At 73.4% G+C, this 11,892-nt stretch carries 8 protein-coding genes; 5 read left to right on the top strand and 3 right to left on the bottom strand.

Annotated elements, in window-relative coordinates; all coding sequences use genetic code 11:
- Positions 1-494: 494 nt before the first annotated feature.
- Both ACWDY5_RS36670 and ACWDY5_RS36665 read right to left on the bottom strand, forming a co-directional pair.
- Positions 495-3,068, bottom strand: a complete 2,574-nt coding sequence (locus ACWDY5_RS36670; protein WP_449726719.1) for an ATP-binding protein — start codon at positions 3,066-3,068, stop codon at positions 495-497.
- Between the two features lie 293 nt (positions 3,069-3,361).
- Positions 3,362-4,153, bottom strand: a complete 792-nt coding sequence (locus tag ACWDY5_RS36665) for a trypsin-like serine peptidase (protein WP_449726718.1) — start codon at positions 4,151-4,153, stop codon at positions 3,362-3,364.
- A gap of 265 nt (positions 4,154-4,418) precedes the next feature.
- Here ACWDY5_RS36665 and ACWDY5_RS36660 point away from each other — a divergent pair, with 265 nt between their 5' ends.
- From ACWDY5_RS36660 to ACWDY5_RS36640, 5 genes are all read left to right on the top strand, one after another.
- Positions 4,419-4,748, top strand: a complete 330-nt coding sequence (locus tag ACWDY5_RS36660) for a hypothetical protein (RefSeq protein ID WP_449726717.1) — start codon at positions 4,419-4,421, stop codon at positions 4,746-4,748.
- 278 nt (positions 4,749-5,026) lie between these two features.
- Positions 5,027-6,052: a trypsin-like serine peptidase gene (locus ACWDY5_RS36655; RefSeq protein ID WP_449726716.1), complete on the top strand. Its 1,026-nt coding sequence runs from the start codon at positions 5,027-5,029 to the stop codon at positions 6,050-6,052.
- Positions 6,053-6,130: 78 nt separating this feature from the next.
- A complete protein-coding gene (locus ACWDY5_RS36650) occupies positions 6,131-8,290 on the top strand; it encodes an alpha-galactosidase (RefSeq protein WP_449726715.1) in 2,160 nt (719 codons plus the stop codon).
- 26 nt (positions 8,291-8,316) lie between these two features.
- On the top strand, positions 8,317-9,012 hold the full coding sequence (locus ACWDY5_RS36645) for a response regulator transcription factor (protein WP_283664970.1): 696 nt from the start codon (positions 8,317-8,319) through the stop codon (positions 9,010-9,012).
- Positions 9,005-10,786, top strand: a complete 1,782-nt coding sequence (locus ACWDY5_RS36640; protein WP_449726714.1) for a sensor histidine kinase — start codon at positions 9,005-9,007, stop codon at positions 10,784-10,786. Before ACWDY5_RS36645 ends, ACWDY5_RS36640 begins: the two co-directional genes overlap by 8 nt.
- On the opposite strand, the gene ACWDY5_RS36635 is transcribed toward ACWDY5_RS36640, so the two are convergent.
- On the bottom strand, positions 10,728-11,849 hold the full coding sequence (locus ACWDY5_RS36635) for a hypothetical protein (protein WP_449726713.1): 1,122 nt from the start codon (positions 11,847-11,849) through the stop codon (positions 10,728-10,730). The two genes, ACWDY5_RS36640 and ACWDY5_RS36635, sit on opposite strands and share 59 nt — an antisense overlap.
- Between the last annotated feature and the right edge of the window lie 43 nt (positions 11,850-11,892).

Raw genomic sequence — 11,892 nt, 5'->3', positions numbered from 1 at the left:
GGCGCCGACGGCGGTGGCCGCGCGAGCGAGTGGGCGATGCATCGTTGCGCTCCTCAAACCGAAACCCGGTGGCGGATGAGGAGAAACTAGCCCGGCCCAGTCCCGCTCTGGCCGCACCCCAGCCCCACTCTCGTCGCGCGAGTCTGCCCGCCCCGCGCGGCCGTCGGGCGTGCGTCCAGGCCGGTGGTCCAGTGGCGCGACGCCAGGGACGACTGCCGAGTGGCAGACCCAGGCCGAGAGCAGCGGCCGAGTGGCACGACGGGCGGTGCGGGGGCGGCGACCCCGGTGGTGGGTTGTGGGGCTGGCGCGCGACGGGCGCGCGACTGCGGCGGGACGGGGAGCGACTGGCGCGCGGCGCGGGCGGAGCTTGTGTGCGACGGGAGCGGGCCTTGCGCGCGACGGCCGCGCGAGGCGGGCAAGGCTTGCGCCCGACGCGGGCAGGGCTTCCATGGCTTGCGGCGCAGTGGAATCGCCCCCGCTCGGTCGCCGCCGTCTCAGCGGTGGTCGTGCAGGGCTTTTGCTCGGGCGGCGAGGGTGAGCATGCCCAGGGTGGTGGCTTCCTGTTCGGCCAGGCGAGCCTGTTCGTGGGCCTCGGGGTTGTTGCGGGACAACAGGAACTCCGCGTAGTCCGTGCGTGCCGTGGCCAGCCAGGGGCGGGCGCCCATGCGGCGGGCTTGGTCCACTGTGGACTGGAAGTGGGACTCCGCCTCCTCGGGGCGGTCCTGTAGGGCGGCCAGGTTGGCCAGGGCGTGGGAGATCAGGCCGAAGGGGTTGCCGGCGGAGGTGGCGACCAGGCCGGCGTAGGGGCGCAGAGCCTCGGCCAGGGTGGCGGCGTGTTCCTCGGCGCGGGTGAGGTGGGCTACCTCGGCCAGGAGTAGGACGACTGGCACGCCGACGGTGGTTTCGGCCAGGGGTTTGGCGCCGTCGGCGAGCAGGCGGTCCAGCTGGGCCCTGGCTTCCAGGTGGTGGCCGAGGCGGGCGCGCAGCCACACCGTGACGCAGCGCAGGGCGGGGGACAGCTGGGGCACCGCGCTGATCAGGTCGGTGTAGGCCGTGGTGGCGGCTTCGGCGGTGGGCAGGTCGCCGCGGTCCAGGGCCAGGCGGGCCAGGTGGTGGTGGAAGGAAGCCTCGGCCAGTGGGTGGTTGGCCTTGCGGCCGTGGGCCAGGGCCTGCCTGGTCAGCGACTCCGCCTCGGCGAAGTCGCCGTCGGCGTGCCGGATCGTGGCCGCGCACACCCGCTGGTAGTACAGCCACAGCGGGTGCCGCAGCCGTTCGGCCAGCCTGCCGGTGGTGGCCAGCGACTCCTCCACGGCGTTGCGCTCACCCAGGTCCAGGTTGGCCACCAGGCACCACATGTGCGCCTCCATGGCCAGCAGGTCCGCCCCGGCCCGCTCGGCCGCGGCCGCCGCCTCCGCGGCGACCACCAGCCGCTCGCGTGCGTTGTGCGGCGACCACATGGCCTGGTGGTGCGCGCTCAGCACCTCGGCCAGCGTGGCCGGATCGCCCGGTTGATCCGGACCGCACATCCTGCGGGCCATGGCCAGTGCCTGCCCGGCCACCAGTCCCCGGCGTTCCCTGCTGGTCTCGGCCGGGTCCAGCTCCTTGGCCAGCCGGGCCAGCACCCTGGCGCGCAGCTCGCCGTCGCCCGGCGGCAGCCCGTCCAGGGCCAGCTCCAGGCGTCGCACCAGCTGGGGCTCGTGCAGCGCAAGCTGGTTGCCCACGCAGCAGCCCAGCGCGGCCCGCGCCGCGGTCTCGCCGTCACCGACCGCGCGAGCCAGGTCGAAGGCCTGTTCGTACCCGGACACCGCCGCCGGCAGCGCGCCCGAGTGGAACCGTGCCTCAGCCAGCGCCAGCAGGATCCGGGCCCGTCGGACCCGGTCGCGGTCGTCGTCCCCCAGCAGGTCCAGGGCCTGCTGGAAGCTGACGGCCGCGTCCTCGTAGGCCAGCGCGCGGAACGCGGCCCGGCCCGCGCGCACCCGGTGCACGGCGGCCTCGTCCCCTCGCTCGCCCAGGGTGAGGTGCTCGGCAAGCCGGCTGGACGCCTCATCGGCGCGAGCGCACGCGGCGATCGCCGTGGCGGCCCGGCGATGCAACGCGGCTCGCTCCGGTGCGGGTATCCGGTCGGCTACCGCCTCCTGGAGCAGGCTGTGCGGAAAGCGTAGCAGGTGCTCCGCTTGTTGGGAAACCAGGCCGTGGCGGAGGGGTTCGGCGAGCCAGGACCAGGTCTCTGACGTGCTCAAACCGGCCATTTGGGCCAGTTCTCGGACGTCCACGGTCAGCCCGAGCACCGCGGCCTGGCAGAGCAGGTCCACCGCCTCCGGCGGCAGCTCGGCCAGCCGCAGCGCGGTCACCTGCCGCACGCCGGCGGGCACCGCGGCCAGCGCGACCGGCGCCGCGGTGTGCCGCAGCAGCCGGGCCAGCTCGGTGGCCAGGAACGGGTTGCCGCCGCAGCGCTGGTGCACCGCGGCGAGCAGCTCCGGCTCCGGCGCGGTCCCGGTCACCTGGTTCAGCAGCGAGCCGGTGGCCGCCGCGTCCAGCCCGGCCAGCTCGATCCGCTCGCCCAGCCGCGCCAGCTCGCCCTCCGGCGCCTCCCGGCAGGTCCCGACCACCAGCAGCGGCGCCGAGCGCAGCTGTGGCGCCAGGAACTCCAGGCAGCGCACCGTGCCCTCGTCCGCCCAGTGCAGGTCGTCCAGCACCACCAGCGTCGGCGCCCGGTCCGCGGTGAGCAGCCCGGCCAGGTCGTCGAAGAGCCAGAACCGCGCGTGCTCCGCCGGCCGGGGGGCGACCGGCAGCGGCCGCAGCCACGGATGCTCCCCGCCGGTGCCCAGCTCGGCGTGGTGCTGCCGCAGCACCTGGATCCACGGCCAGAACGCGGGTCCGCCGCTGCTGCCCCAGCGGGTGCGGAACCCGCGCGCCGCCGCGGTCCCGGTGACGTGCTCGGCCAGCGCGGTCTTGCCGATGCCGGCCTCCCCGGTCAGCAGCACCAGCCCGCCCTGTCCGGCCTCGGCCCGCGCCAGCGCCTCGGCCAGCTCGGCCACGGGTAGCTCCCGGCCGAGAAGTGTCCGCATAACGCCCCCTTGATCCACCTCCCAGCATTCCGCGTGCCGGCCTGGCACCGCAATCAGATGGAACGGAGGTCGTCCCTCCGGACCGCCCGGCCGGTCGTTGACAGCCCGGCCGGGCGGTCGGCCGGGGGCCTAGTGGCCTGAGTCAGAAGTTCGCCAGCGGTCTCGACGGCCCAGCTTCCCGCTGACCGCACCGAGTGAAAGCCCACGTACAACCCGGTACGAGGGCTTCCCCTCGGCACGCCCAGCAGAAACCGGGACCGCCGATACCGCCACCGAACTTCCAACTCAGGCCACTAGTTCATGTTGGCCCGGTACAGCCGCTCCGCGGTGGCGCCGAAGACCACGCCGATCGCGGTGGCCCCGGCCCCTGCCGAGTGGTTGGCCCACAGGTATCCCAGCCCGGTCGGCGTGCTCGCGCCGGTGATGTACCCGCCGCCGCTGCTGCCGCCCTCGGTGTCACAGGCGGTCCGCACACTGGACCCGCTGACCCGCGTCGGCTGGTCGCAGTAGGTCAGGTCCCGCCCGGTCCAGATCCGCGCGGCCGGGTAGCCCCACACCGTGGTGCGCCCGCCGACCGGCCCGGTGAACCGGATCCCGTTGGCGCCCACCACATCTTCCAGGTTCTTGCCGCCGACCTGGGCGACCACGGTGAGCGCGTGGTCGTTGCCGCTGGTGGCCACCTTCCGGGCGGGCCAGCGCCCGTATGGCGCGTCCCCGGTGCCCGCGGAGTTGTAGGCGGGCACGAACATCACGTTGGTGGTGCCGGCGAGGCAGTGCGCCGCCGACCACACCATCGACTTGTTCGGCGCGGTGACCACGCTCGCCGAACACCAGCTGTTCCGGCCGCCCTTGGTCCAGAACACCTTGCCGTGCACCCGGGTGCCGGGCGCGGTGTAGGGCCGGGGGGCCTTGGTCAGCTCGGCGCGCACGCCGAGGGCCTGGTCCCCGGTGTCGGGGGAGGTGGCGGTGGCCATCCGCTCCGGGGTCCAGTAGTCGAGGGTGTCCGACGGTGCGGCGTTCGCGACGGGGGAGAGCAGGCTGGCCGCGAGCAGCAGGGTGAGCAGGGGGATTGATCTTGTGGCCATGACGAACTCCTTACTGTGCAAGGGTGAGTTCGTCGCCGGTGATATCAGCGCGGCCGGGCCTGGTCGTCGCGGTGGCGGCAAGACGTCATGGCCGGGGCGCAAACTGCCGCTGGCCGGCTGCGGTGGCGAGTGCTTCTGTCCTAAACCGACCGGTCATATTCGCGTCGCCGCGAATGTGACCGGTCGTCTTGGGGTGCCGACGCGGACTTGGCTCCGGCCGCGGAGCGTGCGGCACCATGAACGCGTGCAGCGAATCGAGCGACCCATGGCTGAAGCGGTGGTCCGCTGGCTGACCGCGAACCAGGGTGGACGCCGGTCCGGGCCGCCGACGGCTGTCGTCTACCGGTCCACCGCCTCCTTCGCCCCCGGGCCGAACGATCTGGGCGAGGCGCGACCGGCGACCGTGCCCGCGACGGTGTTGCTGCAGGAGGTTGAGGAGCTGCCGGACGGGCGGCGGCGTTGCCTGGTCGGGTTCATCGCGCCCGAGCTCGTCCAGCCGCACCTGCGCGCCGGTGCCCGGATGCTGGTGCTGGAGGGGCCGCGCACGGTGGCGGTGGCGGAGATCGTCCTTGTGCCCGGCCCGAAAAACGAGTGATCCCACCTGGTGGTGCAGGTGGGATCTGGGGATCTGGGGGCAGGCGGGTCAGTCGATCAGGGCGCGCAGCTCTTCGAGGCTCATGGTGAGGGTGTCCTCCATCGGCTGTGGCGCGGGGATCGGGGCGTCGGGGTGCGGGCTGGGAACAGGCTGTGACATGGCGAGCACTTTATGACGTTCCGACCGCCGGCGGAACCGGCTGCCCGGATGGTGTGACAGACGGGATCATCACCGTTTCCAAACAGGACCCAAACAGTGGTCCGTGACGATCCCTCGGCATGACGAGACTCCACTTCCGTGCGGCCGCGCTCGGCCTGCTTGTGTTGGGAACAAGCCTGATCAGCCCGCTGACCGCCGCGGCGGCCGCGGACGAGGTGCTGGTGCGCGAGCTGGCCCAGTCCGCCGCCGAGCAGCAGGCGGTGCGGGACTACTGGACGCCGGAGCGGATCGCCCGGATGGAGGCGGGTGACCCCGGACCGGGTGGTCCGCCGGAGAACGGACCGGACGGGGCGAGCGTCGCGCCGGGGACCGCTCTGGACCGGACGGTCGGCCGGCTGTTCTTCGTCGGGCGGGGCGAGGACGCCAGCTGCACCGCGACGCTGGTGCCCGCCGCCAACCGGAGCACGCTGGTCACCGGCGGGCACTGCGTGCACACCGCGGACCTGCTCGGCCGCGACCCGCAGTGGCACGAGAAAGTGTTGTGGGCGCCGGGGTTCCGGGACAACACCATGCCCAACGGGTCCTTTGTGGCCCGCAGCCTGGTGATCCACCGCACCTGGCGGGAGGACGACCAGCGCGGCAACTTCGACCAGGCGTTCGTGGTGCTCGGCCCGGACGCCCACGGCCGCAGGGCCGGGGACGGCGTGGTGGCGCAGACGCTGGCGGTGGGACTGCCCGGCGCGCTGCCCGCCACCGAGTTCGGCTATCCGAGGGCGGCGCGCAAGCCGGGCCACCAGGGACGGCCGGAGTTCACCGGGATGCGCATGGCGCGGTGCTGGGGGACGCCGTCGCGGGACCGGGGCAGCGCGGAGTTCCCGGCCTCGCCGGATGAGTGGGGCGTGGGCTGCGACATGGGCGGCGGGGCCAGCGGCGGGCCGCGGATCGCGCTGCTCAACCAGGAACTGGGTCTGGGCACGGTGGTCGGGGTCAACGTGCACGGCGGCTACCTCGACGCCAGCGGCAACCGGTGCCCCACGCCGAGCCCGGGGACGCCGCCGCAGGCCGGTTGCTCGCGGCACCTCACCGGGCCGCAGTTCACCGCCGAGATCACCGGCAGGCTCTACGCCCGCGCCTCGGCCCACTGAAGGCGCTTTCCGTGATCGGATACGGGTGCCAGGATCTGCTGGCGACGCGGTGACTCACGAGCAGTGGAGAGGGGTCCGATGGCCAGGTGTGACGGGGAGATCGTCCAGCTCCGCGCGGCAGGTGCCGGTGTGGTGGTGGACCTGACCGGCGAGCTCCCGGTGCTGCTGCACTGGGGCGCGGACCTCGGCGAGCTGACCGCCTCCGGCCTGGCCGCGCTGGCCGGCACCGCGACCGCGGCGGTGCTCAACAACGCGCCGGACCTGCCGCGCACGCTCACCGTCTGGCCCACCGAGGCCGACGGCTGGTCCGGCACCCCCGCGCACCAGGGCCACCGGGCCGGTCGCCGCACCACCCCGCGCCTCCGGCTCACCGAGGCCGAGCTGACGGAGAACCTGCTGGTCATGCGGCTGACCGACGAGGTCTCCGAGCTCGACGTCGAGCTGCGCTACCACCTGGACGAGGCCGGGGTGCTGGCCGTGCGGTCCACCCTGACCGGCCGGTCGGCGGGGGAACCGTACGACCTGGCCGGGGTCAGCACGCTGCTGCCGCTGCCCCGGCGGGCCGGTGAGCTGCTGGACTTCACCGGCAAGTGGTGCCGCGAACGGACCCCGCAGCGCACCCCGCTGGTCTTCGGCAGCCACGTCCGCGAGGTCCGGCGCGGCAAGCCCGGCCTCGACTCGCCGCACCTGCTGCTGGCCGGCACCCCGGGGTTCGGCTTCGGCTCCGGCGAGGTGTGGGGCCTGCACGTGGCCTGGAGCGGCAACCAGCGCTACCTCGCCGAGCAGCTCCCCGAGGGCGCGGGCGCGCACGCCGCGATGCTCGGCGGCGGCGAGCTGCTGACCCCTGGCGAGGTTCGGCTGGGCGCGGGTGAGGTGTACGAAAGTCCAGAGTGCCTGTTCGTCTTCTCCGACCAGGGCCTGGACGGTGTCGCCGACCGGCTGCACAGCCGGTTGCGGGCCCGGCCCCAGCACCCGGCCAACCCGCGGCCGCTGGTGCTCAACACCTGGGAGGCCGTCTACTTCGACCACGACCTGGACCGGCTGCGCGAGCTCGCCGACGCCGCGGCCAAGGTCGGCGTCGAACGCCTGGTGCTGGACGACGGCTGGTTCGGCAGCCGCCGCGACGACACCCGCGGGCTCGGCGACTGGGAGGTCTCCGCGCAGATGTGGCCGCGGGGCCTCGGCCCGCTGGTGGAGCACGTGCGCGGCCTGGGCATGCAGTTCGGGCTCTGGGTCGAACCCGAGATGATCAACCTGGACTCCGAGCTGGCCCGCGCGCACCCGGACTGGCTGCTCGGCCCCAGTGCCGGGCTCGGCGCGCCCTCGCGGCACCAGCACGTGCTCAACCTCGGCCACCCCGACGCCTACCGGCACATCCTGGGCAGGCTGGTCGCGCTGGTCGAGAAGTACCGGATCGACTACCTCAAGTGGGACCACAACCGGGAGCTGCACGAGGCCGTGCACCGCGACCCGGCGGGTGACCGGCCCGGCGGCCGGGCGCAAACCCTGGCGCTGTACCGGATGCTCGACGAGCTCAAGGCGCGTTTCCCCGCGCTGGAGATCGAGAGCTGCGCGGGCGGCGGCGGCCGGGTCGACCTGGGCATCCTGGCCCGCACCGACCGGGTGTGGGGCTCGGACTGCAACGACCCGGTGGAACGCCAGCAGATCCAGCGCTGGACAGCCCAGCTGATCCCGCCCGAGCTGATCGGCGCGCACGTCGGTGACCGGCACAGCCACACCACCGGCCGGGACACCGACGACTCCTTCCGGTTCGCCACCGCGCTGTTCGGCCACGCCGGGATCGAGGCCGACCTGACCAAGCTCTCCGCCGAGCAGCTGGCCAGGTTCACCGCGTGGGCCGGGATGTACCGGGAGTTCCGGCCGCTGCTGCACGGCGGCCGGGTGGTGCGGGCCGACCTGCCCGGCGAGCAGACCCTGCTGCACGGCGTGGTCGGGGCGGACTCGGCGCTGTTCTGCTGGGCACGGCTGGCCAGCTCGCCGGAGGGCCAGTCCGGGCGGGTCCGCTTCCCCGGCCTCGACCCGGCCGCGGCCTACCGGGTGCGGGTGCGCACCGAACTGGGCCTGCCCTCGGCCAGGCAGGTCACTCCGCCCGCGTGGGTGGCGGAGGCGGTGCGGGACTGGGTGCGGCTGCCCGGTGCGGTGCTGGCCACGGCCGGTGTGCCGTTGCCGGTCCTGGACCCGCAGCAGGCCATGCTGTTCGAGCTCCGGCGGGACTGACCACCCCGACCGGCCATAATGGACCCGTGTGCGCCCACATCGTCGTCGCCGAGGACGATCCCCGGCAGGCTGAGCTGCTGACCTTCCAGCTGACCAGGGAGGGGCACACCGTGGACGTGGCCGAGGACGGGCCTGCCGCGATGCGCGCGGTCCGCGCCCGGCGGCCCGACCTGCTGGTGCTGGACCTGATGCTGCCCGAGGTGGAGGGCGTGGAGGTCTGCCGTTCGCTGCGCGCGGAGTTCGACCTGCCGGTGCTGATGCTCACCGCACGGTCCACAGAGGACGATCTGCTGCGCGGGTTCGCCGCGGGCGCCGACGACTACCTCACCAAGCCCTACAGCCCGCGTGAGCTGATGGCCAGGGTGCGCGCGCTGCTGTGGCGCGGCAGGCACACCGCCGCGCCGCCGGAACCGCGGTACCGGGTGGGCGAGCTGGTGGTGGATCCGGTGCGGCACGAGGTGACCATGCGCGGGCAGCGGGTGGACTGCGCGGCCGCGGAGTTCCGGTTGCTGGCCGCGCTGGCCGCGCAGCCGGGGCGGGTGTTCGAGCGGCGGCAGCTCATCGAGCAGGTGTTCGGGCACGAGTTCGTCACCGAGCGGGCCATCGACGTGCACATCATGAACCTGCGCAAGAAGATCGAGCGCTCCCCGCGCAACCCGGCCTACCTGCTCACCGTCTACGGCGTGGGCTACAAGCTCGCCGAACAGCCGGCCGATGCGTGAGGTCCGCCTGCGGCACCGGATGTTCACCCGGCTGCTCGCGGCCACCGTGCTGGTCGGCGCCTGCACGGTCGCGGTCACCGCCTGGCTGGCCGCGCGCAACACCAGCCAGGCCATCCGCGCCGAACAGGGCCAGACCCTGGCCGAGGACACCGTGATCTATGCGGAGCTGCTCGGCTACGCGGCCACCCACCCGCGCTGGGACGAGGTCGCGCCACTGGTCACCGGCCTGGCCCAGCGCACCGGCCGGCGGATCGCGCTGACCACCAGGGATCGCAACGTGATCGTGGACTCCGCGCCCGGCACCCCGTTGCCCGCCAAGGCCGCCGGCACCGTGGACGCGCTGGAGGTGAACCCCGCGCTGGCCGGCGCGGACGACCAGGACGGCATCGACCCGCGCGCCGCCGGGCCGTTCCGGCTGGGCGAGGAGGATCGGAAGCAGTCCGCGCGCCGGGCCGAGCAGGTGGTGGACTGCTTGCGCCGCAACGGTTTCCGGACCACGGTGGAGACTCTGCCCAGCGGTCGTGCGGTGGCCGCGGACTTCTACGCCGACGCCGAGGACCCCTGCGGCGCCGGTGCGCTGCGCACCCCCACCGCCACCGAGAACACCGCGCTGGCCGCGTTGTCGGAGATGGTGCAGAACTGCCTGCGGCAGCGGGGCGCGCCGCCGGTGCGGCTGGAGCTGGACGGCGACGGCTCGATCACCACCCCGGCCGAGCGCAACGAGGAGGAGGAGCTGCTGGGCTGTGTGGCCGAGAGCAGGCGGCACCAGCTCACCGGGTTCGTCGCCCCCGCCGCGGTGCTGTTCCTCATCGACCCGCCCGGCATCGGCGGGCTGACCGCGGCCGGGACCTGGCCGCTGGTGCTCGCCGGTGGCCTGGTGCTGCTGGTGGTGATCGTGGTCAGCGCCTACCTGGCCGCCCGGCTGCTGCGCCCGGTGCACGCGCTGGCCGCCACCGCCGAACGCATGCGCGACGGCGACACCTCGGCGCGGGTCGCGGTCACCGACGCCGGGGAGATCGGGCGGCTGTCGGAGGTGTTCAACGAGCTCTCCGCGCACCTGGAACAGGTCGAGCGGCAGCGCAAGGACATGATCGGCGACATCTCGCACGAGCTGCGCAGCCCGTTGACCACGCTGCGCGGCTGGCTGGAGGCCGCCGCCGACGGCCAGCGCCCGATGGAACCCGAGCTGATCAACGTGCTGCTCACCGAAACCCTGACCCTGCAACAACTCATCGACGACCTGCAGGACCTGGCACTGGCCGAGTCCGGTCAGCTGAGCCTGCACCCGCGGCGGCTTACCGTGGCCGAGACCCTGCTCAGCGTCGCGGTGGCCAACCAGGCCCAGGCCGCCGAGCTCGGTGTCGAGCTGACCGTGGACGCGGAGGAAACCCTTGTGGTGCAAGCGGATCCGGTGCGGCTGCGGCAGGCGGTGGCCAACCTGGTGAGCAACGCGCTGCGGCACACCCCGCGCGGCGGCCGGGTCACCCTCTCGGTCGGCGCCCAGGCCGGGGAGGTGCTGATCACGGTGGCGGACAACGGATCGGGCATCGCGCCTGCGGAGCTGGACAGGGTGTTCGACCGGTTCTGGCGGGCGGAGAAGTCCCGCAGCAGGCGCACCGGCGGCAGCGGCCTCGGCCTGGTCATCGTGCGCAGGCTGATCGAGGCGCACGGCGGCACGGTCACCGCGACCAGCACCCTCGGCCAGGGCTCGGCGTTCACCCTGCGGCTGCCCTCGGCCACCGAGCCAGGTACTCCCGCCGTGCCGCCAGGCTGAGCGTGATCTCGCCCATGAGCGGGTGGAAGAACGCGTCCCGGTACTTGCCGTCGGTGAACACCGCGGTGGTGAAGTACAGCGCGGAGAACACCGCGAGGAACATCGAGGCGTGCACCAGCTCCTGGGACACCGGCAGCAGCACGCCGAACAGCTTGCCGCTGGTCGGGTCCTTGGTCACCCACATCTTCACCACCTCCGGCCGGATCGCCATCGACCCGAGCGTGAGGAAGAAGGCGAACACCAGCACCCCGAACACCGCCGCCTGCAACGCCTGGGCCAGCGCCAGCACCGTCACCAGGTTCGCGTTCTCCCTGCGCCGCAACGGAACCCGCTCCGGCCCGGTCTCCGCGGCCAGTTCCCGCAGCTCGTCCTGGGCCACCGCGAACAGGAACAGCAGGCCCACCGCGGAGAACAGGCCGAGCACGCCCCACAGCGCCGGGCGCGGCAGGGTGGAGGTGATCTGCCAGATCTCGGCGTTGAAGAAGAAGAACGTGACGAACAACAGCAGCAGCGGCAACGCCTTGCTGGCCAGCAGTCCCAGCACGCGCAGCTGCCGCAGCGCGACCCGCAGCGCCCACAGGAACACCGCACCGGCCCCGGCCGCGGCCAGCAGCCCGAACACCAGCACCCAGCCCAGCCCGTGGAGGACCGCGGGCCAGTCGCCCTCGGCGAAACCGGCCAGGTAGTCCACCGCGGGCACCCCGAACACCTCGGCCAGGCACAGCGCGAGCACCAGCGAGGTGCTGCCCGCGGTCGCCTCCCGGTTCCGCGTCCAGTGCAGCACCTGCCACGCGCCCAGCACCGGCACCAGGTAGATCAGCGCGAAGTTGCTGTAGTAGAGCAGGGCGAGCAGCGGATCGGTGATGAAGGTGCCGAACTCCTCGTCGGTGTCGGGCACCAGCAAGCTGAACTCGGTGGTCATCAGGTCGTAGAGCACCAGCGCGGTCACCGCGGGCGCGACCCGCAGCAGCACCTGGCCGAAGCCGTCCCGCTCGTGCACCAGCCAGGGCAACCCTTGCCGCCGGAACCACAGCTCCATCCGCCGCCGTTCCTGATCTGCCATTCGGCGCGCTCCGTTCGTCCCCGGCACATCGTGAGTCAACCGG

The organism is Crossiella sp. NPDC003009 (assembly GCF_053591555.1).
The sequence above is the reverse complement of the archived record's forward strand: the minus strand, read 5'-3'. Positions and strand labels throughout refer to the sequence as shown.

Excerpts from the sequence above, each read along its gene's own strand:
- ACWDY5_RS36670 (WP_449726719.1), bottom strand. The coding sequence starts at position 3,068 with ATGCGGACACTTCTCGGCCGGGAGCTACCCGTGGCCGAGCTGGCCGAG.
- ACWDY5_RS36665 (WP_449726718.1), bottom strand. The coding sequence starts at position 4,153 with ATGGCCACAAGATCAATCCCCCTGCTCACCCTGCTGCTCGCGGCCAGC.
- ACWDY5_RS36660 (WP_449726717.1), top strand. The coding sequence starts at position 4,419 with ATGGCTGAAGCGGTGGTCCGCTGGCTGACCGCGAACCAGGGTGGACGC.
- ACWDY5_RS36655 (WP_449726716.1), top strand. The coding sequence starts at position 5,027 with ATGACGAGACTCCACTTCCGTGCGGCCGCGCTCGGCCTGCTTGTGTTG.
- ACWDY5_RS36650 (WP_449726715.1), top strand. The coding sequence starts at position 6,131 with ATGGCCAGGTGTGACGGGGAGATCGTCCAGCTCCGCGCGGCAGGTGCC.
- ACWDY5_RS36640 (WP_449726714.1), top strand. The coding sequence starts at position 9,005 with ATGCGTGAGGTCCGCCTGCGGCACCGGATGTTCACCCGGCTGCTCGCG.
- ACWDY5_RS36635 (WP_449726713.1), bottom strand. The coding sequence starts at position 11,849 with ATGGCAGATCAGGAACGGCGGCGGATGGAGCTGTGGTTCCGGCGGCAA.